This is a genomic window from Hyphobacterium vulgare (genome assembly GCF_042643335.1).
GTDB classification, from domain to species: domain Bacteria; phylum Pseudomonadota; class Alphaproteobacteria; order Caulobacterales; family Maricaulaceae; genus Hyphobacterium; species Hyphobacterium vulgare.
Window position 1 is genome coordinate 54202 of the sequence record NZ_JBHRSV010000019.1, and the last position, 25179, is coordinate 79380.

The following is a 25179-nucleotide window of genomic DNA, read 5'->3' on the forward strand; positions in this document are numbered from 1 at the left end:
GGCCGCCGGTTCGCGTATAGTCGCGCCGCGTCCGCACTGCGGGCCGCGGGTGTAGCTCAATGGTAGAGCAGAAGCTTCCCAAGCTTAAGACGAGGGTTCGATTCCCTTCACCCGCTCCAGCGGTGCGCCGAATCTCCGACATTCCCGTCCTGTATGATCGGACGAGCGCCGATAAAGGAGTGGGCGCCTAGTCGGTGCGGACCGCGACAGAGGTCGCACCGCGTTCCCCGCCGCTCAAAAATGCGGTCCCTGTTGAAGTGAAGCGGACGAAGACACGATTTGTTGCCGGCAGGTTCGAAACGACGCTCCCCGTTCCCCGGATAAATATCGCGAAGGTCGCCGTTCCATTGGTTGCAAGATTGACCGTTACCGACTCGCCGCGCGGTGTCGTACAGGCCCCAGTGTCCGGATCGGTGCGGCAGATTTCGACAGACGAAATGCCGGCCTCGGCATTGGGTCCGATCGACGGACTCGCCACGATGGCGCCGTCCGTGCTCACATTCGTCACCGCCACGACGAAGAAACCGACCATATTGCCCGTTGTCGGCACGATTACCGTGCCCGGAACCGTCGGGGTTCCGGCCACAGCGATCACGTCGGGACCGGGTAGTGATTCCGATTTGAACGTGAACGAATTGACGCCGTCGATATATTCGGCGGACCGGCGGTTGGCACAGAAGGCTTCAACAAAAAGATCGGTCTCGACATTGTCGGAATCGATCTCGGTCCGGGAATTGTCGACGAATTGATTGTTTGTTCTGACGCTGAAAACAAAGCTCTGCGCACCGCCCGAGGGAATGTCGACGGGCGTGTCGACCGTGCCGGTCGGCGCGTTCAGGGCATCTGTCGTCTGATAGCTGAACTGGTTCGTGTTGGCTCCAGGCAGTCTCAGACCGCAATCGGTCGCGGTATCGCCGTTGGCGGCCGGATTGATAACGGTCGCGAAGGCCGTAGCCGTCGTTCCGGTGGGGACGGCACGGGTCAGCGGCAGCACAGCTGACCGCAGAAAACCTGCCTCGCTACGAAAATCGGTTACGTTGCGGCCCTCCTCGCGCATGGCGCGCGCCGCGTCGGCGTTGGCCGTTCCACATGGCTGACTGGTCGAGCTCGAAACAATGGTCGGGCCGCATCGGTCGAGGTCCGGGTTCGAAAAGTAGGGCATTTCGAGTTCGTGGTTTGAACCCGGAGCCGCATCGATCAGGCAAACGGTCGCACGCAATGACGAGTCGTAGGCCATGATCGTCCGGTAGCCGCACTGATTGACATATCCCAGCGCAAACTCTCGAACACCGCGATTGGCGTCCGAGTTTACGAGGTCATGAGCGATACCCAGATTATGGCCGATCTCGTGTGCGAAGGTCAGATCGGTGCAATAGGTGTAGCCGTTGCCAAGGTCGGTATCGGCGTCGTCGATCCAGTCGCTGATTGCGGCGACTCCGACAATGTCGCTACCGATTCCGATTGTGTCGCTCGTTGCACCAATCACATAGGCGGTGCCACAATTTCCCATATCGGGTGTGCGCATGTTGCGGACCATGGCTACAAGGTCTGCGCCCAGCGCATTCCGCCGCGCCAACATTGTGCTGTAATCTTGTCCATTCGGACCTGCTTCACCAAGTCCGGCACCGGAGCGCATGTCGACGACGGTGGCGGCATTGCCACGATCGTCATTGGTCGAGATGAATTCCGTACCGACAAGCCGGGCGCGAAGCCCGGTGTCGGAATCGACCAGAGCCTGATCGAGCAGGGCCATCAGATACTGGATGCGTCCACCCGCTGCCGGTCCCCACGTCGCATGGAAACTCCCGCTATAATAGACGAGGATATCGACCGTCCCGAGTGAACCGATCGCGACGGCTTCATCAGTGACGGGCACCACGTTCGGGCTGGATGGGACACGGTTCTCAAGCAGTTCGTTGACGGGCGGAACCAGTTCATCGCCTTCAAATCCCGCGAAGCGGGCGTTGGCGCCGTGACGAAATAATGTGTGACCGCCATTGCGGTCCGGAATGATCAGCCAGAGTTCCTCGCCCGTCTGAATGCGTCCGAAGACATGTTCTCCGGTTCGGGTGAGAAGCACGCGGTTCAGAGGTTCGCCCTCGACATGTCCGACCCAGATGCGGGTTCCGGTGGCGTTCGTCTCAATGCGATCGAGGATGGCATCTCCGCCAGGCCCGAAATTGAGCGCGATGCTTTCTCCCGGTGTCATCGCCATAACCAACGGGTCGAGCCCCCTGATTGTGTGGCGGACAGGCCCGTTCATGTCTGTGCCCGCGTCGGAGGCGATGGCTGTGTTCGATCCGAAATCAATCAGATCGTCCGCAAATGCGTTCGAAATTCCGGAAATCATACATGCCGCCAAAGCCAGTAAAATGCGAGTCATGAACGCCCCCCGATCGCAAAAAGCGCTGGGCGGTCAGACAAAGCTAACCGCCTTCTTTGACTGTATTGGGCCCGAGTATTGCGCCCTTGTCCATGAAAACTCGCCCCGAGGGCGTGCCTGCGGAATGAATTAGGGAACGAAATCGCATGTTCGCGCAGGTGCTTGTCCGGCGATCAGAAACCCTGGCCGTTTCCGGTCTCGAAACCCAGAAGATTGACCAGGTGGGCGAGGAGAAAAATCTCCGTCGCGGCGCACAGGATCGCGATCAGCGTCCAGGGGATCATGCGCGGTCCGCGCGCGATGTCGAGCGGCCGTCCCGACATCCAGGCGGCAATGCCGAAGCCCGCCGCGAAACCGCCCATGAGGATGAGGGTGATGGTAAAGGACATGCGGCCTCGGTGTCGTTCCAGGCCGCGGCCCGGGTCTCGGTTTCGGGGGCGGGTGAATGCCCGTGTTCGGTCTTGGCCCAGAAATAAGGGTTCGAGCGCAATTCCCACAAGGCCCGGCAGGCGGCAAGCGTCTGCAGCGGCCAGTAGGCGGGCATGGTGAGAAGATCGCCGAGCCGGGGCGTCAGTCCGGCCCGCCGTGCGCCGACGGCGGCACAGATTGCGGCGGCCGAATATCCGGTGATCAGAATACAAGCCGCCCAGCAGAGTGGCCACGATGGCGCTGCGGTGGCCGCCACCAAAAAAAAGAGGACGGTCGGCGCATGCAGCGCAGCTGAGATGACCGCAGCGCCAAGCGATACGCCGAGAGATAGCGTCCCGGTTCCGCCGGTCCGAGTGAACAGTTTTTGCGGGTTACGCGTATGCACCGCAATAGTCTGGGCGTAACCCTTGATCCAGCGCGATCGCTGCACCAGCCAGGCCGGAAGGCGTACCGGAGCTTCCTCGCGCGTGGGCGGCGCGATGACCCCGGTGCGGTAGCCGTGCGTGGCCAGGCGAAACCCGAGGTCGGCGTCCTCGGTGACATTGTAGGGGTCCCAGAGCCCCACGGCCTCAAGCGCTTCGCGGCGGAAGAAGTTGCTGGTGCCGCCGAGCGGGAGCGGCCAGCCCATGCGTGCCAGCAAGGGCAGCAGCGCATGAAAGTGCGCGGCGTATTCCAGCGCGAATTGCCGGGTCAGCCAGTTCCGGTCGTGATTGTACCAGCCGAGCGGGGCCTGCAGGCAAGCGAGGCGCGCCGGTGCGGCGCTGAACACGCCCGCCGCGGTCCGCACCTGGCCGGGATGCGGCACATCCTCGGCGTCATAGATGCACACGATCGAACCGAGAGCGAAGCGCATGGCGTAGTTCAGGGCGCGGGGCTTGGTACGCGGTGCGCCGTCAGGGACGACCACGATCTCGAAGCGGGCGTCGAGATCGCAGGCCCGGGCTGCTTTGAGCGTGGCCCCGTCCACGGCCTCGACGATCAGTTTGATATCGAGCTTTTCGGCCGGGTAGTCGATCCGGTCGAGCGCCCGAACAAGCTGGGGAAGCACCGCCGCTTCGCGGAACATCGGCGCGAGAATCGTGACGACGGGAAGCCGGGAATCGTCGACCTCCGGTGCGGTAAGCGGCCGGGCCGGCACAGCCGCTGCAACGAGCCGAAGGGCCGACAGGGCAAGGATCATGGCGGATGACAGGATCAGGAGGACGCCGGTCAGCGGCGGCCAGGCCGCGCCCCAGGCGACCAGAAACACAAGTGGCGCCAGAACCGCGACCACCTGACCGGATTGCAGTCCCTGGCGGGCCGAGGCGAACGGCGCTCGGTTGTGGAGGCCGTTGGCGGCCTCATCAGCCCAGTCGCGGGCGCGGGACGGGGACAGGATGCGCTCGAGTGCGCGCCGGACCGGCAGTGCGCCGTCCCCGGGTCTTGCCCGTGCCATCCCCTGCATGCCGGTTCTCCCGGTCTGCCCCATCCGAAGACAACTTTAATGCGAGTGATTCGAATTGGCGAATCGAATCAGGACGCGGGCGCGAGGGGGTGGAAGCTGTCCGGGGTGGCGGCGGCCCATTCGCGGCCATAGGTCGTGGCGCCGGCATCGTCCCAGAACTGCCCGGGCAGAAGCTGGGGGTAGAGGTCGCGGAGCGAGATTGCGCGGTCGGGACCGACACGGCGCATGACGTGTTCCGGGCGCAATTCGTGCGGGTGGTCGCAGCCGGCCGCGGCGGCCATGTGGACCAGAGCCTGGACGGTATTCCTGTGAAACGCCGCGACGCGCTTCGCCTTGTCCTCGACGACGAGGCCGTGCTGGCGCAGCGGGTCATGCGTGGTGATTCCGGTCGGGCAGCGATTGGTGTCGCACAGCATCGACTGGACACAGCCGAGCGAGAACATGAAGCCGCGTGCCGAATTGCACCAGTCGGCGCCCAGCGCGATATTCGTCGCGAAGCGCACACCGGTGACGATCTTGCCGCTGGCACCTAGGCGAACCGTGTCGCGGAAGCCTGACCCGATGAGGGCATCGCGTACCGCGATCAGGCCTTCACGGAGCGGCGATCCGACACTGTCCATGAATTCCGCCGGCGCCGCACCAGTGCCCCCTTCCTTGCCGTCGACGACGATGAAGTCCGGCTGGATGCCGGTCGTCTTCATCGCCTTCATCAGGGCGAAGAGTTCGACCCTGCGGCCGACACACAGCTTGAAGCCGACCGGTTTTCCGCCCGACAGTTCGCGCAGCTGTGCGATGAATTCCATCATCTCCGCCGGCGTGGAGAAGGCGGAGTGAGCGGGTGGGGAGACGCATTCCTCGCCGACCGAAACACCGCGAGCCTCGGCGATCTCCGCGGTTACCTTCGAGCCGGGCAGAACCCCGCCATGACCGGGCTTGGCCCCTTGCGACAGCTTGATCTCGATCATCTTGACCTGGTCGCTGAGGGCGCGGGCCCTGAATGCCTCGGGATCGAAACTGCCGTCCCTGTTGCGGCAGCCGAAATAGCCCGAGCCGATCTCCCAGATCAGGTCGCCGCCATGCTTGCGGTGATATTTCGAAATCCCGCCTTCGCCGGTGTCCTGCGCGAACCCGCCCAGCTTCGCGCCGAGATTCAGCGTTTCGATCGCCCGTGCGCCGAGCGAACCGAAGCTCATCGCCGAGATGTTGTAGATCGAGGCCGAATAGGGCTTTGCGCATTGCGGTCCGCCGATGTCGAGCCGGACGTCGGCTCCCTTTCCGGTGCGTGCGGCGATCGAGTGTTCCAGCCATTCGACATCGGGGGCGCGGAAGTCGAGCTCGGACCCGAAGGGTTGCACGCCCTCGATATTCTTCGAGCGGCGATAGACGAGGGCGCGTTCCTCCCGGGAGAAGGGTTTGCCCTCCGTATCGCCTTCGACGAAATAGCTCTGGACGAAGGGACGCAGGGATTCCGACAGCCAGCGTATGCGCGCGATCACCGGATAATTGCGCATCAGCGTGTGGGCGCCCTGGACGAGGTCCCAGATCCCGATACCTGCCAGGATCAGCAGGGGTGCGGCGCCGATCCACCACCAGGGCGCATGAAGGAGTGCCAGCGCCGACAATGCGGCGGCGGTGAGGACGATGATCACGAAGGGCAGATAGCGCATCGATTCCCGCGGGCCGGCTGATGCGGGCGAGCATGGCGCGGATGGCGGCAAAAACAAGCAGGCCCGGCCAGTTTCCCGGCCGGGCCTATTGTCATCGAACGGAATTCAGACCGTTACTTGTTCGGCTGCGGCGTGACGCGCAGATAGGGTTTGATCTTCTTGTAGCCCTTGGGGAAGAGCTTGTCGGCGTCCGCGTCGGACAGCGACGGCACGACGATCACGTCATCGCCCGATTCCCAGTTCACCGGCGTGGCGACCTTGTAACCGTCGGTCAGTTGCAGGGAGTCGATCAGGCGCAGGATCTCGTTGAAATTCCGGCCGGCGCTCGGCGGATAGGTAAAGGTGGCGCGGATCTTCTTGTTCGGGTCGATCACATAGACCGAACGCACGGTGACCTTGGCATCGGCGTTGGGGTGGATCATCGAATAGAGGTCGGCGACCTTCTTGTCGGTGTCGGCGATGATCGGGAAATTGACCGTGCAGCCCTGGGTTTCCTCGATGTCCTTGATCCAGCCCTTGTGGTCCTCGACGGAGTCGATCGACAGGGCGATGGCCTTGGCATTGCGCTTGGCGAGCTCGCCATGGAGCTTCGAGGTATAGCCCAGCTCGGTGGTGCAGACCGGCGTGTAGTCGGCCGGGTGGGAGAAGAAGACCACCCAGTTGTCGCCGATCCAGTCGTGGAAATTGATCTTGCCGTCGGTGGTTTCGGCGTCGAAATTCGGGGCAATGTCGCCCAGCAGCAGGCCCATCTCTGTCTCCTTGGTCGTCGTGTGATGGTCGGTTTCGCCTTCCGAGATGGCAGTGCGGACCGGGCTATGCAAGGTTTGCAGACGCGAATCTTCGTCACAATCCGCAGAGTTTGCCGCCCATGCCCGTCCTGATCCTTGTCCGCCATGCCAAAGCCGTCGACCGGATGGATGCCGAGGACGATTTCGCCCGCGGTCTGACGCCGCGCGGACGCGACGACGCGGCACGCGCGAGCGCCGCGCTCACGGCAGCAGGCGTGGTGCCGGCACTGGCTCTGGTCTCCCCGGCGCAACGGACGCGGCAAACCTGGTCGATCCTGTCCGGGGCGCTGGGCGAAATCCCCGTCGAGTCGCCAATGGCGCTGTATCACGCCTCGCAGGATTTTCTCGAGCGCGCCGCGATCGAAGCGTTCGCGAGTGCCAGCGCCATCGTGATGGTCGGCCACAATCCGGGCATCGGCGCTTTTGCCCACGATCTCGCCTGGAAGGCCGGGGCGAATGCGGCGCTTCCCGACGGTTATCCGACGAGCGCGGCGACCGTGTTCGACGTCAGCGCCTCGCTAGGCGAACCGCGCCTGATCACCGCCTTCAATCCGAAGGCGGACTAATCCAGCGTCCGGCGGTAGCGCAGCATCGCCAGCGCGGCGATCACGGTGAAGATCGCGGCCAGTGGCCAGAGGTCGGGGATCACGTCGGCGAAGCTTGCGCCCTTCAGCATGATTGCCCTGACCGCGCGGATGAAATGCGTCGTCGGCAGGACCTGACCGATCACCTGTGCCCAGCCGGGCATGCCGTGAAACGGGAACATGAAGCCGGACAGCAGGATCGACGGCAGGAAAACGAAGAAGGTCATCTGCATCGCCTGCATCTGGCTGCGCGCGACGGTCGAGAACAGGAAGCCGAGCGACAGGTTGACCAGGATGAAAAGCGAGACGGCAAGGGTGAAGGCGACGGGGTCGCCCAGGAAGGGCACGTTGAAGAGGAAGCGTGCGCCGGCGAGCATCAGGATCACCTGGATCGCACCGACGAGGATGTAGGGCGCGATCTTGCCCGCCATCACCTCCATCGGCCGGGTCGGCGTGGCGAGCAGGGTTTCGAGCGTGCCGCGCTCGGCCTCCTTGGTCAGCGCCATCGAGGTCATCATGGCCATTGTCATGGTGAGGATGATGCCGAGAAGACCGGGAACAATGTTTAGCGCGGTTCGCCCCGCCGGGTTGTAGCGCCGGTGGATGACCGGTTCGACGGGCAGTTCGCGATCGCCCAACAAGGGCTCGAGTGCTTCCTGGACGATGGTCGGGAAGGCCCCGGTGCCGGCTCCGGCCGCGACCGGGTCGGAAGCGTCGACGTCGAGCAACAATTGCGGATTTTCGCCGCGCAACAGGTCGCGTTCGAAATTCGGCGGGATGGTCAGGATGAAGCTGGCCTCGCCTTCCCGCAGCAGGCGGTCGGCTTCTTCCGGGCCGGAGATCACGCCCTCGATATCGAAGTAATCGCTGGTCTCCATCGACTGAACGATGGCGCGCGCGGCCGGGCCGGTATCGCCCATTTCGACGAAGGTCGGCAAATGGCGCGGATCGGTGTTGATCGCATAGCCGAACAACAAAAGTTGCATGATCGGGATGCCGACCATCATGCCGAAGGTCAGCCGGTCGCGCCGCATCTGGATGAATTCCTTCGCCAGGATCGCGGCGACGCGGGAGAGGGAGGCGGCGATTCCTGGCTTTTCCGGGCTCATCGGAAATTGTCCTGTGCGCCGGTCATCAGATAGATGAAGGCCTCTTCCAGACCCGTCCTGGCGGGGCTGACCTCGATCCCCTCCCGCGCGGCATAGGGCTCGACGGCACGCCGGAGAGCCGCTTCATCACGTCCCGACACGTGGATCGCCGACCCGAAGCGGGCGATCTGCTCGATATCGGGATTGGCTTCGAGATCCTGCTGGATCGCGGCGAGGCCCTTGCCCTCGATCCGCCAGGTATGCAGCCCGATCACTTTGGGAATCTCGCCCGACGGGGCGTCGATCAGCTTGCGGCCATAGGCGATGAAGGCGATGGAATCGCACTGCACCGCCTCGTCCATATAGTGGGTCGAGACCAGCACGGTGACGCCGCTGCGCGACAGGGCGCGGATGCGGTCCCAGAAGTCGCGGCGGGCTTTCGGGTCGACGCCCGCAGTCGGCTCATCCAGCAGGAGCAGGCCCGGATTGTGCAGCGAGACGGCAGCCAGGGCGAGGCGCTGCTTCCAGCCGCCGGAGAGCTGGCCGGCGAGCTGTTTCGCGCGCGGACCGAGATCGTATTCCTCGAGCGCGGCTTCGACCTTGCCCTTGCGGTCATCGAGGGCGTGGAGCCGCGCCATGAAGTCGAGATTTTCCCGCACGGTCAGGTCTTCATAGAGCGAGAATTTCTGCGTCATGTAGCCGACGCGCGCCTTGATCTCGCGGCTCTGTTCGATGATGTCGAGGCCAAGCGCGGTTCCCGATCCAGCATCGGGTTTCAGAAGGCCGCACATCATCCGGATCGTCGTCGTCTTGCCTGAACCGTTCGGCCCGAGAAATCCGTAGATCGCGCCCTTCGGGACCTGCATGTCGAAATCGTCGACGACCTTGGTGTCGCCAAACGTCTTGGTCAGCCCCTTCACGTCGATGACAAAGCCGGTGCCGGTCATCCGCGCGGTTCCAGCGCCAGCGGGGTCCCCGGCGGCGGGGCCTCACCCTCGAAGCGGGCCTCGGCGCGCCAGACAAGGCGGGCGCGTTCGGTGTCGGAATAGATGATGGGCGGGGTGAATTCCGCTTCGCTGTCGATCCGCGTCACCGTTGCGGTCAGCCCGGACGGGCAATTGTCGCACGATACGGTCAGCACCGTGCCCACCGGGGTCGAGGACAGGTCCTGTGCCGGAATGAAGAGCACGGCGAAGACGGCCCCGTCGGGCAGGAAGCGCAGGACAGGCTGGCCCGGCCCGGCGAGTTCGCCGGGGAAGCGGATCTGGCGCTCGATGCGGCCGTCAGACGGCGCGCTGACGCGTCGGCGCGACAGCGCCTCACGGGCCTGAACCACACCGGCTTCCGCGGCTTCGATCTCGGCGGTCAGGGCACGCAGCTGGCCTTCCCGGGCGGGCAGTTCGGCGACTGTGACGCGCTCGCGCAATTCGCTGACACGGGCATTGGCGGCGGAGGCTGCGGCCTCGGCATCGTCGAGCCGGGCACGTGGCACGACGCCGCGCCCGAAAAGTTCGCGGGCGCGGGTCAGGTCTTCCTGCGCTTGCGCCGCGCTGGCACGGGCGGCACTCAACTGGTCGCGGACGGCGGCGATTTCCGGGGCGCGGCCGCCGGCGGCGGCATCGTCGAAACGGGCTTCGGCGGCAGCGAGCCGGGCGTCTGCGGCGGCCAGCGCCGCGTCTTCATTTTCGGTGTCGAGCGTGAACAGAAGCGCGCCCGCGCTGACCGCGTCGCCTTCGCGGACCTCGACGCTTTCGATCCGTCCGGCACCGAGCGGGGCGAGGCTGGTGAAATCGCCTTCGGCATAGCCGTGAAATCCCGCGTCCGGCTCGCCGGAACAGGCGGCCAGCATAAGGGCGGGAAGCAGAAAAAGGCGCTTCATGACGCATCTCCGGGGCGCGGCTTGAGGCCATTGAGGACGATGTCGGCGAGGGCGTCCGCCATCACGCCAGGGTCGTGATCGGGGTCGCCGGGGCGGTTGAAGACGGTGGTCAGCAGCATGTGGGCGATTACCGGGCCCATCAGGGTGCGCATCGCCGCGTCAGGGTCGACCGCGCGGAACGTGCCGCGCGCAATCCCGGCGGCGAACAGGGCCCGGAAGGCGCGCTGGCCGATGTCGATGACGTGGGTGCGGTAGTAGGCGGCCAGTTCGGGAAAGCGCGGGGCTTCTGAAAGAACCAGACGCGGCGCGGCGGAAACCTCCGGGTCGGACAGCACGGTCAGCACCATGCGCAGCACGGCGCGGAAGGCCTGTTCGGGATCGTCCGGGGCGGAGGCGGCGACCATGCGTTCGGCCGATTGCGCAACGAGGCCGGCGGACTGCTCGACCAGCGCGTTGAGCATCGCGTCCTTGGACGGAAAGTAGAGATAGACCGCGCCCTTCGACAGGCCGGCGCGTTTGGCGATGTCGTCGACGCGCGCGGCGGCGAAACCCTGCTCGGTGAACACGGCAAGGGCGGCGTCGAGGATCTCGTCGGGCCGGTCTTCGGGGCGGCGCTGGCGCTTGGGTCGGATCATGCGGTGTTAATAACTGACCGGTCAGTCAGTTGCAAACAGAGAGTCAGAGCATTCTCCGCGTCATTCCCGCGCATGCGGGAATCCAGAGCGTCGGAAAATCTGGACTCCCGCCTTCGCGGGAGTGACGGCGAGAGTGGTTCAACCATTTCGACGTTCCCCGGTTTCGCGAAGCGAAGACCGGGGCCCGACTGGATCCCGGACCGGCTCCTGCCCCCGCGAAGGCGGGAGTCGCCGTCCGGGAAACGTCGAACACAATCTTGCCGGTTCACTCCACCCCGCTCTCCTTAGAGGGGAGGGAATGGGGCAGGATTGATGCCGCTGGACTCTTCTCCGCTCGAACCCGACCCTGCCGGACGATAACGGGAGGATTGGACAATGAAGGTTCTGGGTATTCGCTGGTGCCAGGTTTCGAAGGATGCCGAGGCGCTGGCCGGGTTTCTCGGCGAAGGCGGGCTCGGCATCGCGCCGCGCGATCTCGGCATGCCGGACGATGGCAGCTTCCACGGCGCGGTCCTGCCAGCGGGCGAGGGCAGCTGGATGGAGTTCTGGCCGTCAAGCGAAGGCATGGGCGAGATGACCATGCTGCAGATCGTCGTCGACGATGCCGACGCCTTCGCGGCCAACGCCCGCGCCAACGGGCTCGACCCGACAGGCCCGACCGACGCCCATGGCGAACGGATCTACATGCTGACCGCCCCGAACGGTCAGATGATCAGCTTCCAGTCGAAGGCCGGTCCTGCCTGATTTCCCGTCGCGGGCGAGGGCGGGTCCTGCTACCTTTACGGGCATGAGAGCGATCCTGATTCCGCTGGCCGCCCTGGCCCTCGCCCTGCCGCCCGCCGCTGCGCAGGAGGCCGAAGTAACCGATCAGCCGGAACGCGTCCTTGCGACGGAATTGCAAACGCGGGCGGAGGCGGCCGGTGAGGTTCACGCGCTTTTCACGGCTGTTCGAAACGACCGCTCGGTATTGGTTGAGGATGCCGCTGCGGAAGCCGAGGAATACAGTCCGCCGGAATTCCTTGTCGATATGGTGAGCGACACGGATGCCGTCCTGCTACTTCTGGCCATGACCTCGCTGAGCCTGTTCGAAACCGATGCCTCGGATTATGCCCAACCTCTTATCGATGAGGCGATGGCGGCGGCGGGCGACACGCGCTCAACCTCGGTTGCGCTTGCCCAGGTCATGTTTGCGGCATCGCTTGCCGAACTCGGGCGCGACGCCGAAGCCCGCACGGTGCTGGGGCCAACGCGGGACTTTCTGCTCGTTCCTCCGCAGGACGTTGACCAGGGAGAGATTGCGCGGGTCTGGGGGTTCGCCGGTTTTGCCTGGCTCGAGACGGGCGATATTTCGCTGGCCCGCGAAGCCTTTGCGCGCAGCCGCTTTTCTGCGCCTGACGATACCTATTCCCTGTGGGTGCAGATGGGCTGGGTCTCGGAAATGGCCCGGGCCGGATATCGCTCCGAAGCGTACCAAATGCTTCAATCACTCCTGTCGAGCCTCGACGGCAATTCGGCGGCGATGTTCGATCTTATGGGACCGAGAATGCTGCCCTACGTCCTGATCCGCACCGGCGATCCGCAAGCGGAAGCCATTGCGGGGGAGATCATGGCCACGCATCTTGATCTGACCGAACAGGCCCAGTTGGAGGTCGGCGTTGCGAATGCGGCGCTTGAGGAAGGAAACCGCCCGCAGGCGGCGCGTTACCTCCACATCGCGCTGGGCCATGCCCTGTCGCAAGATCCCCCATATGAAAGCCGGGAAGTCCTGAGGGAAGCCCGGCGTGTCGCCGCCTTGCTGGGGGATTGCGCGTTATCCGGTCAGATCGGCGAACTCGAACGCATTGCTGCAGAGATCAGGCGGCTGCGTTTTGGCGACACCCCGGACTCCATGGCATTTGTGCCTGGCATCGGAAGCGCGGACCCGACCGCGGCGCTGGAGTGCGGGGCTGCGGGAGAGGCTGTGCGGCTCGTGATGACGCAGGAAGCAGACCGGCAGGCGCAAATCAATCAAATGTTCGCCGAATACGACATTGCCAATGGGGCGGACTATTCGTTGACCTATGACATGACACGTAGCGAACTTGTTCTGCTTCATGACCGTGCCAGCTCCGACACCAAGAGAGACCGGCTTGCCGAGGCGGTTCACCGGCTCATGCCTGCGGATGCGATGGATTTTGACGGGCCGCTGAGTGATGCCGACGTTCGTTTCTCGCGCATCTGGGCGGAAGGGGCAGTCAATTCCGGACACCGGCAGGACGCCGAAGCCTTGCTGCTGACCGTCTACAACGCCCTGCCGGAAGACCCCGTCGAGCGAATTTCCCTGCTGATCCTGCTTCTGCCTGCCCTTCCCGAAGACTGAGCTCTGAACTCGTCTTCCGGCAGTTGACCGCGCGCGCCGCCGGGCCTAGTCCGCGCGGGACATGCAGCACCAGAAAGAAAGCGACACGCAATGAGTGATCTTCCCGCCCTTGCCCGGAACGCCAAGGCCTGGCCGTTCGAACTGGCGCGGGACGTGCTCAAACGCGTGGAGCGGAACGGGCTCGATGGCGGGGCGGTGATCTTCGAGACCGGTTACGGCCCGTCCGGCCTGCCGCATATGGGCACGTTCGGCGAAGTGGCGCGGACCGCCATGGTGCGCCACGCCTTTCGGGTTCTGACCGGGGACCAGTATCCGACACGCCTGATCTGCTTTTCCGATGACATGGACGGGATGCGCAAAGTGCCGTCCAACGTGCCGAACCAGGAGATGCTGCACGCCCATCTCGGCAAGCCGCTGACCGATGTGCCGGACCCGTTCGGCACGCATGAGGGCTTTGCCCAGCACAACAATGCGCGGCTGCGCGCCTTCCTCGACAGTTTCGGCTTCGAGTACGACTTCATGTCGGCGACCGAGCAATACCGCTCCGGCGCGTTCGACGACGTGCTGATCCGGGCGCTGGAAAAGTTCGATGACATCATGGGCGTGATGCTGCCGACGTTGGGTGCGGAACGGCAGGCGACCTATTCGCCCTTCCTGCCGATCTCGCCGACGACCGGCCGGGTGCTCTACGTGCCGATGAAGGCGACCGACCCGAAGGCGGGCACGATCACCTTCGAGGACGAAGACGGCACGGACGTCACCATGCCGGTCACCGGCGGACGCACGAAGCTGCAGTGGAAGCCGGATTTCGGCATGCGCTGGGCAGCGCTGGGCGTCGATTTCGAGATGTTCGGCAAGGACCACCAGACCAATGCGCCGATCTATTCGCGCATCTGCAAGATCCTCGGCGTCGAGCCGCCGGTGCAATATGTCTACGAGCTCTTCCTCGACGAGCAGGGCGAGAAGATTTCCAAGTCCAAGGGCAATGGGCTGTCGGTCGAGGAATGGCTGCGCTACGGCACGCAAGAGAGCCTGTCACTCTATAATTTCGCCAAGCCGCGCACCGCCAAGCGGCTCTATTTCGACGTGATCCCGAAAGCGGTCGACGAATACTACCAGCACCTGGCCGCCTATGCCGGGCAGGAGAAGGACAAGCAGCTGGAAAACCCGGTCTGGCATATCCATGACGGCAACCCGCCGTCGGACGTGCCGCCGATCAGTTTTGCGCTGCTCCTCAATCTCGCCTCGGCTTCCGGGGCAGAGGACAAGACGGCGCTGTGGGGCTTTATCGGCCGCTATGTCGACGGCGCGACGCCGGATACGCATCCGGTCCTCGACGGGCTCGCGGAACGCGCGGTCGCCTATTACGATGACTTCGTGAAGCCGAACAAATCCTATCGCCTCGCCACGGATGTCGAGCGCGTAGCGATGGAGGATCTGGTCGTTCGGCTGAAGGCGCTCGACCCGGGCGAGACGGATTCGGAGACGATCCAGAGCGAGGTCTATGCCGCGGGCAAGGAGCAGCCGTTCGAGAATCTCCGCGACTGGTTCCAGGGGCTCTACGAAGTTCTGCTGGGCCAGAGCCAGGGCCCGCGCTTCGGCGGCTTCGTGGCGGTCTACGGCATTCCGGAAACCATCGCCCTCATCGAGCGCGGCCTCGCCGGGGAATTGGCCGGGGTGCGCTAGCCGCCAAGCTCGCGGATCATGCTGGCATAGGGCGATCCCGCCGCGCGCGCGATCAGTCTCCTGTCGCCGGTGATAAATGGCATGGATTCAGCCTCAGCCACTGCAAGATAGAAGGCGTCATAGGCCGGGTGCCGGAGTTCGGCCGCGATCTGCAGAGCGCGCCAAGCCAGGACCCGATCGGACTCCAGTATCCGGACCGGAGCGATCGCCTCGGCGCGGATCGCTTCGCCTTCATCGGGCGCGATCAATTGCTGATTGATCATCAGCCAGACGGCATTCGCGACTTCGTGAACGAGGAGGGTGGGTGCGATGATGTCGCCGGGCGACTCAAGCACGTGAAGGGCGGACTGTGTGCGGGATGACGGTACCGCCCAGGCCAGGGCGACATTCGCGTCCACGACGGGCATCAGTGCATGTCCCGCGCCTGCGCCACTACGGCCTCGAGGTCGATCACCGGCAGGTCGCCGCGTTTCGACAAGGCCTGCCGGGCCCGCGCTGCGCGTAAGGACGGGATGGCGCGCTCAAGTGCTTCCGTCAGGAGCCGCTTGGCGACTGCCTCGATCGGTGTCTCCTCTGCCACCGCAAGCTGCAGAAGCGCTTCCTGCGTGACCGGGTCGAGTTCTACATTCACTTCCCGGTTGAATCCGGTCGTTGGAGGCTCGGACATTCCGGGTCCTGGCTTGGGCCCGGAACCCCCGGTCTTCCGGAAGGTCACCTTGCGGCCCGGAATATCGACATCGGCGGTTTTCCATCCGGCATTGAGCCAGACCGGCGTCATCGTGTTGTTCGACGGATTGTTGCTCCACCAGGCCGGGTAGCGATAGGCGCTTCCTGGAAGGGGGCTGCCGAGCAGAGCCTCGATCTCCTCGAATCCCACGCGCCAATACGAACCGGGACGGGATTTCAGCGCGTCACTGAAAGCGGCATATTTGGACATAACTTTTGCCTCCATGACGGCATAGACGAAGTAGCACTTAACAGTTGTTATTGTCAACAGTGGCCAATAAGACAAAAATTATGGACACGGTGTCGGCTTGTTCTTACATCTGCAAATGTCAAATATAACAGACATAAGGTCGAGCGAGGCTGACATGAGTTTCCACGAAAAAAGCAATATCGCCATGCTGGCGATCGTGGCCGGGGTCTTCGGCTGGTATTTCGCGGGCGTTCTGCCGCATTTCGGCGCGCTCGAGGCGCCTCCGCCCGCGGCGTTCGGCGGGCTGCTCGTCTTCCTGACCCTTCTCCTGATCGCGCTGTCGATCGTCGCGCATGTCGCGATCAAGATTTTCGCGATGAAGGAGTCCGACAATGCTGACGAACGCGACCGGTTGATCGAGATGCGGGCCGATGCACGGGCGGGCTATGTTCTGGCGGCCGGCGTGTTCGGCGCGATCGCGCTCACCGTGATGGATGTGGCGCCATTCTGGAGCGCCAATGCGCTGCTGGCCGCCTTGGTGCTCAGCGAGTTGACCAAGGGCGTGCTGCGCGCCTGGGCCTACCGGTTCGGGGGATAGAGGGATGGCCAAGCCGACCCCCATCACCAACCAGATCCGCGCATTGCGCTTTCATTCGCAGGAGATGACGCAGGCGGAGCTGGCCCAACAGGTCGGCGTCACGCGCCAGACAATCATCGCGATCGAGCAGGGGAAGTATTCCCCTTCGCTGGAAATCGCGTTCCGGATTGCCCGGGTGTTCGGCGTGCCGCTCGAGGAGGTGTTCCAGTATCCGGAGGCGTGATGCCTCCCGCCCTCCTATGCGGCGTTCGGATAGCGCCCGAAATGCGTCGCGATCGCCTTGCGCAGGCGCGGATCGGCGTGGTCGATCGCGTCGGCGGTTGGCAGGGCCGGGGCGGCGCGGAGCGTCTCGACCGGCACGTTCAGCACACAGCGGTCATGGGCGCTGTCGAGTGTCAGGGTTTCCCACGGCACGGCGTAGAAGCGTTCGCCAAGTTCGCTCGGTGTGTCGAGCGCCAGCACGGCGTGCAGAACGCGGCCCGTTGTCACGCCGACGGCGATGTCTTCCAGCTCGCCGATGCGGCGACCGGAGGGCGACACGACCGTGATGCCATGAAGGGATTGCGCAGTGGTGATGCGGGGGAGGATGGACATGGGCGGCACTCCTTGTTCTCAGGATACGCGTGTCCGTTAACCATGATCGAACGCTTTTGCGCCTGATCGGTTCCCCTTACGCCGTTGATTCGCGGTCCGTTTCGTGACGCATTCGTGGCGGATTTGTGAAAGCCGGGGGGATTACTGGCTCGCCCAGACGATGCGCGACATCCAGACGACTTCGCGCAAATCGAGAATGCGGTCGGGGAAATCCGGATTGAACGAAGACAGGGTGATCGACTGGCTGGTCATTCGCTCCAGCCGTTTGGCCATCACTTCTCCGCTGCGTGTCTTCACCACGACCCGATCACCGCGGCGCGGATTGTCGCCCGGCGCGATGACCACGACATCGCCCTCGCGATAGACCGGCAGCATGGAGTCCCCCGTGATCTCAAGCGCATAGGCGGATGGGTCCTCGACACCGGGGAAGTGGACCTCGCGCCAGCCCTGGCCGGCGGGGAAGCCGGCATCGTCGAAAAAGCCCAGAATTCCGGCCTGGGCCATGCCGATGAGCGGTACGGTCCGCCCGGTCGATGCGCCGGTCGCCATGGCGGCGAAGTCCTCGAAGCTGACCCGGGTGGCGTCGAGCGCCTTGGCGAGGCTTTCGGTCGATGGCCAGCGCGGGCGGGTGCCGTGATCGGACGTGCGCTTGGAGGGGTTGAATGTCGTCGGGTCGAGCCCGGCCGCCTTCGCCAGACCGGAAGGGGTCAGCCCGGCGCGCGCGGCCAGACGGTCGACGCCGCGCCACACCTGAAGGTGAGTCAACATGCAACCCCTCCTTTTGTTTCCGGTTTGTGCTACCTGAAAGGATTATTATCCTCTCACGGGTCCGGGCGCAACCGCCTCTCTTGCGCGCGCGGCGGTGCGGGGATAACCGGAGCGGCATGAGCCAGCGACCTTCCCGCATCTACAAGATCGCCGATCCCGCCGACTGGGGGGCCGCGCTGCTTTCCGGGACCTATACCGGATCGGAACATGATCGCCGTGACGGCTTCATCCACTTCTCGACCGCGGACCAGACGCCCGGCACGCTGTTCAGGCACTTCGCAGAGGCGACGCGCCTGATATTCGCCGCGGTCGATCCCGGTGCGCTCGGCGAGGCGCTCAAATGGGAACAATCGCGCGGCGGCGAGGACTTCCCGCATCTTTACGGCGATCTGCCATTGAGCGCGGTGATCGAGGCGCATCTCCTGTCGCGCGGGGCGGACGGCGAGTGGACACTGCCCGGGGATTTCCTGTCATGACGGCGATCCACCGGCTCGGCACTGCCGCGCTGCGCCTGCTGCCGCCGGAGATGGCGCATCAGGCGAGCCTGAAGGCGCTGAAGGCCGGACTCGTCCCGGCGGTTCATCATCCCGACGATCCGGTTCTGGCGACGGAACTAGCTGGCCTGAAGCTGTCCAATCCGGTCGGTCTGGCTGCCGGATACGACAAGAATGCCGAGGCGCCCGACCGGCTGCTCGGTCTCGGCTTCGGCTTCGTGGAATGCGGCGCGGTCACGCCGCGCCCGCAGTCCGGCAATCCGAAGCCGCGCGTGTTTCGCCTGACCGAGGACCGGGCGGTGATCAACCGGATGGGCTTCAACAATGACGGTCTCGACGCCTTTGCCGCCCGGCTCGAAGCGCGACGCGGGCGAACCGGCGTGGTCGGGGTCAATCTCGGGGCCAACAAGGACAGCGATGACCGGGCCGCGGATTATGTGACCAGCCTGACGCGGCTGGCCGGTCTCGCCAGTTTCTTCACGGTCAACATTTCCTCGCCGAACACGCCGGGCCTCAGAGCGCTGCAGTCGCGCGCCGCGCTGGACGATCTGCTGTCACGCGTGATGGCGGCGAAGGGGGCGGAGCCGGTCTTCCTGAAAGTTGCACCGGACCTGACCGATACCGACGTGTCCGACATCGCCGGCGCGGTGACGGCGCACGGTCTCGACGGGCTGATTGTTTCGAACACGACGATCGAACGCCCCGAAAGCCTCACGAGCGCCGACAAGGGCGAGGCCGGGGGCTTGTCCGGCCGGCCATTGTTCGAACGCTCCACCGCATTGCTCAAGGATTTTCGCGCGGCCATCGGGCCGTTAGTGCCGCTGATCGGGGTGGGCGGTGTCGAGGACGCCGAGACGGCCTACGCCAAGATCCGCGCCGGAGCTTCGGCGATCCAGCTCTATTCCGCGCTTGTCTATCAAGGGCCGGGCCTCGTCACCCGCATCAAGCGGGGGCTTACCGAACGCCTGAAGGCGGACGGATTCGCGGCGGTAAGCGAGGCGGTCGGGGCGGGTTAGGCTCAAATCCGGGGTCCCCGTGAAAACGGGGACCTGACGTCCGCACCTGGTTTCGGATTCCCGCGTTCGCGGGAACCCCATGTTTCGGCTAGACCAACCGTTTCTCCAGCGCCGGGTAGTACGCCGCGAGCGAACCGGCGCGCGCGAGATAGTAGACGAGGAAGGCGAGCCAGACGCCGTGATTGCCCAGTGGCGGCGTCAGGATGAGGTCGGCCACGAGGTAGATGGCAAGGGCCGCGAGACTGGCATTGCGGAGCATCGCCCCCCGGGTCGCGCCAATGAAGATGCCGTCGAACGTCCATGCCATCGCCCCCAGAACCGGCACGACCGCGCAATAGGGCAGGAAGGCAATCGCCGCTGCCCGCGCGCCGGAATCACCGATTACGGCGGACAGTGCTGCGGGTCCGATCAGCCATGTCAGCAGCCCAAGGATGGCCCCGGTCGCCAGGGCCAGCTCGGCGGTCAGGCGCAGGGTAAGTCGCATGTGCGCCACCGACTTCCGTCCCACGGCGCGACCGGCTTCGGCTTCGGCGATGAAGGCAAAGGCATCGAGCACGAAGGCCCAGATCGTGATGACCTGTAAAAGGACGTGATTGCCGGCCAGCAACACCGTGCCCCGCCGCGCGCCGGCATTGGCGAACCAGGTGAAGCCGATGATCATCACCCAGGTGCGCAGCATCAGGTTGATATTGATATCGACCATGCGCCGGATCGCGCCCGGATCGAGCAGGGCGGCGCGTCCGAATAGTCCCGGCAACAGGCCTCCGCGTCGCGACAGGATTCGCCACAACAGGCCGATCGCGACGATCAGTCCCGCGGCTTCGGCGATCGCGGTCGCGGCCCCGACCCCGCCCGGGCCGTAGCCCAGCCCGAGCACGAACCAGAGGTCGAGACCGATATTCACCGCGCTGATCACGCCGTGGACGATGAGGGTTTCGGACGAGCGGCCGAGCCCGATCAGCCAGCCGGTGACGGCGAAGACACCGAAAGCGGGCAGGGCGCCCCAGCTGCGGGCCGTGAAATAGGCGGTGCCGTCGGCTTCGGCTTCCGGACCGCCCTGCAGGATGGCGAAACCCAGCTCTGCGAGCGGCGCACGGATCAGCCAGACCAGCATGCCGATGATTGCAGCGAGGATCACGGCGCGAACAAGGGTACGCTGGACCTCGGCCTCGTCGTCGGTGCCGTTGGCCTGGGCGGTCAGGCCGGTCGTGCCCATGCGCAGGAAATAGACCGACCAGTAGACGATGTTGAAGATCGCCGCGCCGAGCGCCACTCCGGCCAGGTCGCTGGCATCGCCGCGCAGGCCGAGCACGAATGTGTCCGCCACACCGGCCAGCGGTACGGCGGCATTGGCGAAGACCAGCGGCCATGCGCGTTGCAGCACGTTGAGACGGGTGAGCGGCGTGACGGTCATGGGCCGCGCTTAGAGTGGCACCGGCCCGGCTGCAAGCATCACGCGACGCGGGACGCCCGGGTACGGGCCATCTCGACCCATTCGGCCTGTGCCTTGCGCGCGAATTTCGGAGCAATACGCGCTGCAGAGAGGATCTCGTTCCAGCGTTCGGCGGCTTCGTCGCCGCGGCTGAGTTTTTCCAGCAGCATTGCCCAACGGGCCCGTGCTTCGGCGCCCGGGTAATAGCCCGACACGTTCTCGTACTGCTCGAGCGCATCGACGTCTCGGCCGGCGCCTTCAAGTGCCCTGGCATAGAGCAGGTGCGCCTGGGGCATGGAGGTGCGCGGATGGGCGTCCTTCAGCGCTTCCAGGGTGGCGATCGCGTCGTCGTAAAGCGCGCAGCCATATTCGGCCCGCGCCTTGGCCGTGAGCAGGCCTTCATCGTCGGAGAGAATGCCGGTGGCGGCTTCCTGTAGCAGGGGCAAGGCGTCGCCCGGCCGATCCATGGCCAGATAGGCATCGCCGACGCGGCGGAGATTGGCCGGAGTACGCGCGACGTCGAGTTGCTGGCGCGCTTCACGTAATTCGCGACCCGGATCCAGCGCCCGGCGCGCCGCCGAACCGGCAGCGCGGGCTTGCGGAGACTCCGTGAGCCCCGGCAGGATTTCGACCACGACATAGACAACGGACCCGAGGCCGGGAAAGGCGAACAGGATGAAGAGCCAGTACATCTGGCGGCCGGTTTTCAGGGCGTGGATCGCGCACAGTATCGCGATCAGCACATGTGCCCCCAACAGTATCGGCATGTCTCATCCCTTTTGTTGCAACGCCCGCGCGCAGAATAGCGGGGGAAATCCCGTGGTGAAGCGAAAACACGCCCGCGACAGCGGCGCGCGGCGCCCTATATGCTGGATTCGAGACGAGCGAGGAGACGCACATGATCCGGGCCTGGGCCGCACATGAAGCCGGCGGGAAGCTGACGCCGTTCGAATACGATCCCGGACCGCTGCCCGACGACGAGGTGGAGATCGCGGTCGAGACCTGCGGGCTTTGCCATTCCGACATGTCGCTGGTCGACGACGAGTGGAATATCTCGGCCTATCCGCTGGTGCCGGGCCACGAGATCGTCGGACGGATTGTGGAGGCCGGTCCTGCGGTGAAGCACCTCAAGGTCGGTGACCGGGTCGGCGTGGGCTGGTTCGCGCATTCCTGCCTGGGGTGCCACACCTGCATGAGCGGCCAGCACAATCTGTGTGCAGACGCCACGGGCGTCGCGTCCGCCAAGAAGGGCCGGTTCGGCGGCTTTGCCGAGCGGGTCCGCGCGCAGGGCGCGTGGGCGATCCCGATCCCGGACGGCGTTGATGCGGCCAAGGCCGGGCCGCTGTTCTGCGGCGGGCTGACCGTCTTCTATCCCTTCGTGCACTATGGCATCCGCCCGACCGACCGGGTCGGCATCATCGGGATTGGCGGGCTCGGGCATATGGCGCTGAAATTCGCGCGCGCCTGGGGCTGTGAAGTGACCGCCTTCACCTCCTCGCCCGGCAAGGAAGAGGAAGCGAAGTCGCTGGGCGCGCACCGCGTCGTGAATTCGCGCGACAAGGACGCGCTGAAAGCCGAACGCGGCCGGTTCGACATGGTGCTCTCGACCGTCAATGTGCCGCTGGAATGGGCCCGCTATGTCCAGGCGCTCGCCCCGGACGGCCGGCTCAACTTCGTCGGGGCGGCGACCGAACCGATGGGGCTTGCCCCGATCGCATTGATGGGCGGGCAGGCACAGTTGTCGGCGACGTCGGTCGGCACGCCGGCGATCGCCGCGACCATGCTGGAATTCTGCGCCCGGCATGGCATCGCGCCGCAAACCGAGCACATGAAGATGTCGCAAATCAACGAGGCGTTCGACCATCTGCGCGAGGGCAAGGCCCGCTATCGCATTGTTCTGGAGAATGATTTCGCGTGACGGGACTGAGTGTTGTCTGGTCGCCGGACTACACCGCGCATGACGTGCCGGACCATCACCGCTTCCCGATGGGGAAGTACGAAGCCGTGGCCCGGCGTCTCGTGGCGGATGGAATCGTGGCGTCCTTCGGCGCCTTCCACGCACCGATCGCCGCGCCGGCCAGCTGGCTCGAACTGGCGCATGACGGGGCGTATGTCGATGGCGTTCTGACCCAGAGCCTGCCGGACGATGTGCAGCGCCGGATCGGGTTCAAGGTCACCGAGCCGATTGCGCGCCGCGCCCGGACCTCTGCTGCGGGCACGACCCTGGCCGCGCGCCTGGCACTGGGACAGGGCGCGGCCGCCAGCGCTGCCGGGGGCAGCCACCATGCCAGCCGCGAGGGCGGGGCGGGCTTCTGCGTGTTCAACGATGTCGGTGTCGCCGCGTCGGTGCTGCTGGCCGAAGGCGCGATCAGCCGCGCTCTGGTCATCGATCTCGACGTGCATCAGGGCGACGGCACGGCCCGCATCTTCGAGGGCGATGACCGCGTCTTCACCCTGTCGCTGCATTGCGAGAAGAACTGGCCGCGCCGCAAGGCGCGGAGCGATCTCGATATCGGTCTGCCGGACGGCATGGGTGACGCGGACTATCTCGCCGCGCTCTCGGACGCGCTCGACATTGTGCTGGATGGCCCGAAGCCGGATCTCGTCTTCTACAATGCCGGGGTCGATCCCCATGCGGACGACCGGCTCGGCCTGCTCTCGCTCTCGGATAACGGCCTGCTCGCGCGCGACCGGATGGTGGCCGACCGGGTGATGGCGCTCGGCCTGCCGCTGTGCGGGGTTCTGGGCGGGGGATATTCGAGGGATGTCGAGGCGCTGGCCGGCCGCCATGCCGGCATGTTCCGGGCGCTCGGTGAAAGTCTCGCGCGCTACGCCTGAGACGCGCACCGTTTCGAGCAGTATTTCACCTGCTCCCAGTTCCGCGCCCATTTCTTGCGCCAGGCGAAGGGGCGTTGGCAGACGGGGCAGGTCTTTTCCGGAAGGTTGGGCTTCTTGTGCGCCACGGCACGGTCAGAGGCTGCACGCCCCGTCGGCGCATTTGCGGCGCGGGCGGTAGGGCGCCAACTTGCGATAGAGCCAGTCGAGCGGCACCCGGATCGGGGCGGGGCTGGTCAGGGCGGCAAGCCAGCCCATCCCCGGCGTCACGCGCCAGATCTCGATGAAGGCGGCCCAGCCGGTGACGACCTGTCCATTGTCCAGACGGACATGAAGCGCGTCGAGCGCAGCCTGCCGGTCGATATCCTCGGGAATCTCGCCGGTCACGTCCTGCAGCACGACATGGCCCTGACCGCGGCGCTCATAGAGTTTCATCTCGTGAACGCAGAGCGGGCACGCGCCGTCATAATAGGCAATGACCGTGTCCTGTTTCATGCCGTCGAACATAGGGCGGAACCCGCCGCCGGGCGACGGGGCAGGTCGCCGCACCTCCCCCCACCCCAGCCCTCCCCCGTGGGGGGAGGGAGTCGAAACGCCATGCCAATTCCCTCCCCTTGAGGGGAGGGTCAGGGTGGGGTGAACTCAGGAGTCCGCCGGCACCGGCTTGATCAGGAAATGGCCGTGCAGGGTCGCAACCGGCGCATCCCGGCGGTTCTGCCAGGCCTCGACCCGGACATTGGCCACGCGCGAGCCCGACCGACCAATCACCGCGCGGGCGTAGACGTCCTGCGGCCGGGCGGGCCGGAGATAGTCGACCGCCACGTCGATCGGCTTGGGCAGGCGCATCAGCGGCTGGGCCGCGAGCAGTGCGCCGGACGCGACGACTTCCATGAAGGCGCCGACCGCACCGCCATGCAGCGCCGGAACGAGCGGGTTGCCAACGAGGTGTTCGGCATAGGGCAGGACGCCCGTCAGTTCGTCGCCGCGGCGTTCGAACCGGACGCCGAATTTGGACACATAGGGGGCTTCCAGAAGCGTGCGGATCAGATCGTCACTCATCTAGAGCTTTCCTTCCGCGATGATGGTGCGGACACGATCGGCGGCCTCTTTCGACGGCCGGGTGACCATGAAGGCGGCCTGTGCAGTGGCCACGGGGTCGCTCTCGTCGCCGTCATGTGCGGTGGCGCGGACAAAGGCGATCAGGCCGTGTGCGCGGACACATTCGGCCTCGGCGATGATGTCCTTGCCCGGCTGGGCGGGGCGCATGTAGTCGATCCGAAGGTCGAGCGTGGCGGGGGTTTCCCTCGCGCCGAGGCCGGAAAAGGCGGCGACGCCGCAGGCATGGTCGAGCAAAGCCGTGACCACGCCGCCGTGCAGCACGCCGGTTTCCGGATCGCCGACCAGATCATCGCGATAGGGCGCGCGCATGGTTGCGCGGCCCGGTCCGAGACCGTCGAGCGCCAGCCCCAGGGCCTGGGCATGCGGCGAGCCGTCGACCAGAAGGGGTGACAAGCGATCGAGCAGGTCCTGAAGGCTTTCGGCCATGGCGTCCTCTGGCGTTCCGATCGCCGAGAGTTAGACGCT

At 65.3% G+C, this 25179-nt stretch carries 28 protein-coding genes and 1 tRNA gene; 11 read left to right on the forward strand and 18 right to left on the reverse strand.

Annotated features, from left to right (window positions below; genetic code table 11):
• Nucleotides 1-45 precede the first annotated feature (45 nt).
• Nucleotides 46-119 (forward strand) — tRNA-Gly (locus ACFOOR_RS09790).
• A gap of 68 nt (nt 120-187) precedes the next feature.
• Here ACFOOR_RS09790 and ACFOOR_RS09795 read toward each other — a convergent pair.
• From ACFOOR_RS09795 to ACFOOR_RS09810, 4 genes are all read right to left on the reverse strand, one after another.
• Complete coding sequence (locus ACFOOR_RS09795) at nt 188-2350, reverse strand: M12 family metallo-peptidase (protein ID WP_343164187.1); 2163 nt, start codon at nt 2348-2350, stop codon at nt 188-190.
• Nucleotides 2351-2663: 313 nt separating this feature from the next.
• Nucleotides 2664-4256, reverse strand: a complete 1593-nt coding sequence (locus tag ACFOOR_RS09800; RefSeq protein WP_343164188.1) for a glycosyltransferase family 2 protein — start codon at nt 4254-4256, stop codon at nt 2664-2666.
• 68 nt (nt 4257-4324) lie between these two features.
• Nucleotides 4325-5923, reverse strand: a complete 1599-nt coding sequence (locus tag ACFOOR_RS09805) for an FMN-binding glutamate synthase family protein (RefSeq protein WP_343164189.1) — start codon at nt 5921-5923, stop codon at nt 4325-4327.
• Nucleotides 5924-6036: 113 nt separating this feature from the next.
• Nucleotides 6037-6672: a peroxiredoxin gene (locus ACFOOR_RS09810; protein WP_343164190.1), complete on the reverse strand. Its 636-nt coding sequence runs from the start codon at nt 6670-6672 to the stop codon at nt 6037-6039.
• Nucleotides 6673-6791: 119 nt separating this feature from the next.
• Between ACFOOR_RS09810 and ACFOOR_RS09815 the strand changes: the two genes are divergently transcribed.
• On the forward strand, nt 6792-7277 hold the full coding sequence (locus tag ACFOOR_RS09815; RefSeq protein WP_343164191.1) for a SixA phosphatase family protein: 486 nt from the start codon (nt 6792-6794) through the stop codon (nt 7275-7277).
• On the opposite strand, the gene ACFOOR_RS09820 is transcribed toward ACFOOR_RS09815, so the two are convergent.
• Genes ACFOOR_RS09820 through ACFOOR_RS09835 form a run of 4 tightly spaced genes read right to left on the reverse strand, consistent with a single transcriptional unit; the run spans nt 7274 to nt 10897 of the window.
• Complete coding sequence (locus ACFOOR_RS09820; protein ID WP_343164192.1) at nt 7274-8404, reverse strand: ABC transporter permease; 1131 nt, start codon at nt 8402-8404, stop codon at nt 7274-7276. The genes ACFOOR_RS09815 and ACFOOR_RS09820 overlap by 4 nt on opposite strands.
• Nucleotides 8401-9330 (reverse strand): ABC transporter ATP-binding protein, encoded by a 930-nt coding sequence (locus ACFOOR_RS09825; RefSeq protein WP_343164193.1) that lies wholly within the window; start codon nt 9328-9330, stop codon nt 8401-8403. The genes ACFOOR_RS09820 and ACFOOR_RS09825 overlap by 4 nt, the downstream gene beginning before the upstream one ends.
• Nucleotides 9327-10262, reverse strand: a complete 936-nt coding sequence (locus ACFOOR_RS09830) for an HlyD family secretion protein (protein ID WP_343164194.1) — start codon at nt 10260-10262, stop codon at nt 9327-9329. The genes ACFOOR_RS09825 and ACFOOR_RS09830 overlap by 4 nt, the downstream gene beginning before the upstream one ends.
• On the reverse strand, nt 10259-10897 hold the full coding sequence (locus tag ACFOOR_RS09835; protein ID WP_343164195.1) for a TetR/AcrR family transcriptional regulator: 639 nt from the start codon (nt 10895-10897) through the stop codon (nt 10259-10261). The genes ACFOOR_RS09830 and ACFOOR_RS09835 overlap by 4 nt, the downstream gene beginning before the upstream one ends.
• 375 nt (nt 10898-11272) lie before the next feature.
• On the opposite strand from ACFOOR_RS09835, the gene ACFOOR_RS09840 reads away from it, so the two are divergent.
• The 3 genes from ACFOOR_RS09840 to ACFOOR_RS09850 all read left to right on the forward strand — a co-directional run bounded on the left by ACFOOR_RS09840 (nt 11273) and on the right by ACFOOR_RS09850 (nt 14942).
• Nucleotides 11273-11641 (forward strand): hypothetical protein, encoded by a 369-nt coding sequence (locus ACFOOR_RS09840; RefSeq protein ID WP_343164196.1) that lies wholly within the window; start codon nt 11273-11275, stop codon nt 11639-11641.
• 43 nt (nt 11642-11684) lie between these two features.
• Nucleotides 11685-13256 carry a hypothetical protein gene (locus ACFOOR_RS09845; protein WP_343164197.1) on the forward strand — a complete coding sequence of 524 codons (1572 nt, stop codon included), beginning with the start codon at nt 11685-11687 and terminating at the stop codon, nt 13254-13256.
• Nucleotides 13257-13346: 90 nt separating this feature from the next.
• Entirely contained in the window at nt 13347-14942 is a 1596-nt protein-coding gene (locus ACFOOR_RS09850; protein WP_343164198.1) for a lysine--tRNA ligase, read from the forward strand.
• On the opposite strand, the gene ACFOOR_RS09855 is transcribed toward ACFOOR_RS09850, so the two are convergent.
• Together ACFOOR_RS09855 and ACFOOR_RS09860 are read right to left on the reverse strand one after the other, a co-directional pair.
• Complete coding sequence (locus tag ACFOOR_RS09855; protein ID WP_343164199.1) at nt 14939-15349, reverse strand: type II toxin-antitoxin system VapC family toxin; 411 nt, start codon at nt 15347-15349, stop codon at nt 14939-14941. The two genes, ACFOOR_RS09850 and ACFOOR_RS09855, sit on opposite strands and share 4 nt — an antisense overlap.
• Complete coding sequence (locus ACFOOR_RS09860; RefSeq protein ID WP_343164200.1) at nt 15349-15879, reverse strand: DUF7662 domain-containing protein; 531 nt, start codon at nt 15877-15879, stop codon at nt 15349-15351. The genes ACFOOR_RS09855 and ACFOOR_RS09860 overlap by 1 nt, the downstream gene beginning before the upstream one ends.
• Before the next feature lie 154 nt (nt 15880-16033).
• Between ACFOOR_RS09860 and ACFOOR_RS09865 the strand changes: the two genes are divergently transcribed.
• The gene (locus tag ACFOOR_RS09865; RefSeq protein WP_343164201.1) at nt 16034-16456 is read left to right on the forward strand and encodes a hypothetical protein; all 423 of its coding nucleotides are present in this window, start codon (nt 16034-16036) and stop codon (nt 16454-16456) included.
• Between the two features lie 4 nt (nt 16457-16460).
• The gene (locus ACFOOR_RS09870; protein ID WP_343164202.1) at nt 16461-16679 is read left to right on the forward strand and encodes a helix-turn-helix transcriptional regulator; all 219 of its coding nucleotides are present in this window, start codon (nt 16461-16463) and stop codon (nt 16677-16679) included.
• Nucleotides 16680-16693: 14 nt separating this feature from the next.
• Here ACFOOR_RS09870 and ACFOOR_RS09875 read toward each other — a convergent pair whose 3' ends face one another.
• Together ACFOOR_RS09875 and ACFOOR_RS09880 are read right to left on the reverse strand one after the other, a co-directional pair.
• The gene (locus ACFOOR_RS09875; RefSeq protein WP_343164203.1) at nt 16694-17050 is read right to left on the reverse strand and encodes a PRC-barrel domain-containing protein; all 357 of its coding nucleotides are present in this window, start codon (nt 17048-17050) and stop codon (nt 16694-16696) included.
• A 141-nt stretch (nt 17051-17191) separates the two neighbouring features.
• A complete protein-coding gene (locus tag ACFOOR_RS09880; RefSeq protein ID WP_343164204.1) occupies nt 17192-17818 on the reverse strand; it encodes a S24 family peptidase in 627 nt (208 codons plus the stop codon).
• A gap of 116 nt (nt 17819-17934) precedes the next feature.
• Here ACFOOR_RS09880 and ACFOOR_RS09885 point away from each other — a divergent pair, with 116 nt between their 5' ends.
• Nucleotides 17935-18294 carry a DUF952 domain-containing protein gene (locus tag ACFOOR_RS09885; RefSeq protein ID WP_343164205.1) on the forward strand — a complete coding sequence of 120 codons (360 nt, stop codon included), beginning with the start codon at nt 17935-17937 and terminating at the stop codon, nt 18292-18294.
• Nucleotides 18291-19328: a quinone-dependent dihydroorotate dehydrogenase gene (locus ACFOOR_RS09890; RefSeq protein ID WP_343164206.1), complete on the forward strand. Its 1038-nt coding sequence runs from the start codon at nt 18291-18293 to the stop codon at nt 19326-19328. Before ACFOOR_RS09885 ends, ACFOOR_RS09890 begins: the two co-directional genes overlap by 4 nt.
• Before the next feature lie 88 nt (nt 19329-19416).
• Here the strand turns inward: ACFOOR_RS09890 and ACFOOR_RS09895 are convergent, their stop codons facing one another.
• Nucleotides 19417-20742 carry an MATE family efflux transporter gene (locus tag ACFOOR_RS09895; RefSeq protein ID WP_343164207.1) on the reverse strand — a complete coding sequence of 442 codons (1326 nt, stop codon included), beginning with the start codon at nt 20740-20742 and terminating at the stop codon, nt 19417-19419.
• Between the two features lie 38 nt (nt 20743-20780).
• Nucleotides 20781-21527 carry a hypothetical protein gene (locus tag ACFOOR_RS09900; protein WP_343164208.1) on the reverse strand — a complete coding sequence of 249 codons (747 nt, stop codon included), beginning with the start codon at nt 21525-21527 and terminating at the stop codon, nt 20781-20783.
• 131 nt (nt 21528-21658) lie between these two features.
• Between ACFOOR_RS09900 and ahr the strand changes: the two genes are divergently transcribed.
• Both ahr and ACFOOR_RS09910 read left to right on the forward strand, forming a co-directional pair.
• Nucleotides 21659-22678: an NADPH-dependent aldehyde reductase Ahr gene (gene ahr, locus ACFOOR_RS09905; RefSeq protein WP_343164209.1), complete on the forward strand. Its 1020-nt coding sequence runs from the start codon at nt 21659-21661 to the stop codon at nt 22676-22678.
• A complete protein-coding gene (locus tag ACFOOR_RS09910) occupies nt 22675-23598 on the forward strand; it encodes a histone deacetylase family protein (RefSeq protein WP_343164210.1) in 924 nt (307 codons plus the stop codon). Before ahr ends, ACFOOR_RS09910 begins: the two co-directional genes overlap by 4 nt.
• Here ACFOOR_RS09910 and ACFOOR_RS09915 read toward each other — a convergent pair.
• The 4 genes from ACFOOR_RS09915 to ACFOOR_RS09930 form a co-directional block, all read right to left on the reverse strand.
• Entirely contained in the window at nt 23589-23723 is a 135-nt protein-coding gene (locus ACFOOR_RS09915; RefSeq protein ID WP_343164211.1) for a DUF2256 domain-containing protein, read from the reverse strand. The genes ACFOOR_RS09910 and ACFOOR_RS09915 overlap by 10 nt on opposite strands.
• 7 nt (nt 23724-23730) lie before the next feature.
• Nucleotides 23731-24090, reverse strand: coding sequence for a thiol-disulfide oxidoreductase DCC family protein (locus ACFOOR_RS09920; RefSeq protein WP_380214426.1), 360 nt, complete (start codon nt 24088-24090; stop codon nt 23731-23733).
• A gap of 147 nt (nt 24091-24237) precedes the next feature.
• Complete coding sequence (locus tag ACFOOR_RS09925; protein ID WP_343164213.1) at nt 24238-24654, reverse strand: PaaI family thioesterase; 417 nt, start codon at nt 24652-24654, stop codon at nt 24238-24240.
• Nucleotides 24655-25140 carry a PaaI family thioesterase gene (locus ACFOOR_RS09930; protein ID WP_343164214.1) on the reverse strand — a complete coding sequence of 162 codons (486 nt, stop codon included), beginning with the start codon at nt 25138-25140 and terminating at the stop codon, nt 24655-24657. It abuts the gene before it with no gap.
• Nucleotides 25141-25179 lie beyond the last annotated feature (39 nt).

What these genes read in the sequence shown, in the direction of transcription:
- ACFOOR_RS09795 (WP_343164187.1), bottom strand. Translation starts at nt 2,350, where the DNA reads ATGATTTCCGGAATTTCGAACGCATTTGCGGACGATCTGATTGATTTC.
- ACFOOR_RS09800 (WP_343164188.1), bottom strand. Translation starts at nt 4,256, where the DNA reads ATGCAGGGGATGGCACGGGCAAGACCCGGGGACGGCGCACTGCCGGTC.
- ACFOOR_RS09805 (WP_343164189.1), bottom strand. Translation starts at nt 5,923, where the DNA reads ATGCGCTATCTGCCCTTCGTGATCATCGTCCTCACCGCCGCCGCATTG.
- ACFOOR_RS09810 (WP_343164190.1), bottom strand. Translation starts at nt 6,672, where the DNA reads ATGGGCCTGCTGCTGGGCGACATTGCCCCGAATTTCGACGCCGAAACC.
- ACFOOR_RS09815 (WP_343164191.1), top strand. Translation starts at nt 6,792, where the DNA reads ATGCCCGTCCTGATCCTTGTCCGCCATGCCAAAGCCGTCGACCGGATG.
- ACFOOR_RS09820 (WP_343164192.1), bottom strand. Translation starts at nt 8,404, where the DNA reads ATGAGCCCGGAAAAGCCAGGAATCGCCGCCTCCCTCTCCCGCGTCGCC.
- ACFOOR_RS09825 (WP_343164193.1), bottom strand. Translation starts at nt 9,330, where the DNA reads ATGACCGGCACCGGCTTTGTCATCGACGTGAAGGGGCTGACCAAGACG.
- ACFOOR_RS09830 (WP_343164194.1), bottom strand. Translation starts at nt 10,262, where the DNA reads ATGAAGCGCCTTTTTCTGCTTCCCGCCCTTATGCTGGCCGCCTGTTCC.
- ACFOOR_RS09835 (WP_343164195.1), bottom strand. Translation starts at nt 10,897, where the DNA reads ATGATCCGACCCAAGCGCCAGCGCCGCCCCGAAGACCGGCCCGACGAG.
- ACFOOR_RS09840 (WP_343164196.1), top strand. Translation starts at nt 11,273, where the DNA reads ATGAAGGTTCTGGGTATTCGCTGGTGCCAGGTTTCGAAGGATGCCGAG.
- ACFOOR_RS09845 (WP_343164197.1), top strand. Translation starts at nt 11,685, where the DNA reads ATGAGAGCGATCCTGATTCCGCTGGCCGCCCTGGCCCTCGCCCTGCCG.
- ACFOOR_RS09850 (WP_343164198.1), top strand. Translation starts at nt 13,347, where the DNA reads ATGAGTGATCTTCCCGCCCTTGCCCGGAACGCCAAGGCCTGGCCGTTC.
- ACFOOR_RS09855 (WP_343164199.1), bottom strand. Translation starts at nt 15,349, where the DNA reads ATGCCCGTCGTGGACGCGAATGTCGCCCTGGCCTGGGCGGTACCGTCA.
- ACFOOR_RS09860 (WP_343164200.1), bottom strand. Translation starts at nt 15,879, where the DNA reads ATGTCCAAATATGCCGCTTTCAGTGACGCGCTGAAATCCCGTCCCGGT.
- ACFOOR_RS09865 (WP_343164201.1), top strand. Translation starts at nt 16,034, where the DNA reads ATGAGTTTCCACGAAAAAAGCAATATCGCCATGCTGGCGATCGTGGCC.
- ACFOOR_RS09870 (WP_343164202.1), top strand. Translation starts at nt 16,461, where the DNA reads ATGGCCAAGCCGACCCCCATCACCAACCAGATCCGCGCATTGCGCTTT.
- ACFOOR_RS09875 (WP_343164203.1), bottom strand. Translation starts at nt 17,050, where the DNA reads ATGTCCATCCTCCCCCGCATCACCACTGCGCAATCCCTTCATGGCATC.
- ACFOOR_RS09880 (WP_343164204.1), bottom strand. Translation starts at nt 17,818, where the DNA reads ATGTTGACTCACCTTCAGGTGTGGCGCGGCGTCGACCGTCTGGCCGCG.
- ACFOOR_RS09885 (WP_343164205.1), top strand. Translation starts at nt 17,935, where the DNA reads ATGAGCCAGCGACCTTCCCGCATCTACAAGATCGCCGATCCCGCCGAC.
- ACFOOR_RS09890 (WP_343164206.1), top strand. Translation starts at nt 18,291, where the DNA reads ATGACGGCGATCCACCGGCTCGGCACTGCCGCGCTGCGCCTGCTGCCG.
- ACFOOR_RS09895 (WP_343164207.1), bottom strand. Translation starts at nt 20,742, where the DNA reads ATGACCGTCACGCCGCTCACCCGTCTCAACGTGCTGCAACGCGCATGG.
- ACFOOR_RS09900 (WP_343164208.1), bottom strand. Translation starts at nt 21,527, where the DNA reads ATGCCGATACTGTTGGGGGCACATGTGCTGATCGCGATACTGTGCGCG.
- ahr (WP_343164209.1), top strand. Translation starts at nt 21,659, where the DNA reads ATGATCCGGGCCTGGGCCGCACATGAAGCCGGCGGGAAGCTGACGCCG.
- ACFOOR_RS09920 (WP_380214426.1), bottom strand. Translation starts at nt 24,090, where the DNA reads ATGAAACAGGACACGGTCATTGCCTATTATGACGGCGCGTGCCCGCTC.
- ACFOOR_RS09925 (WP_343164213.1), bottom strand. Translation starts at nt 24,654, where the DNA reads ATGAGTGACGATCTGATCCGCACGCTTCTGGAAGCCCCCTATGTGTCC.
- ACFOOR_RS09930 (WP_343164214.1), bottom strand. Translation starts at nt 25,140, where the DNA reads ATGGCCGAAAGCCTTCAGGACCTGCTCGATCGCTTGTCACCCCTTCTG.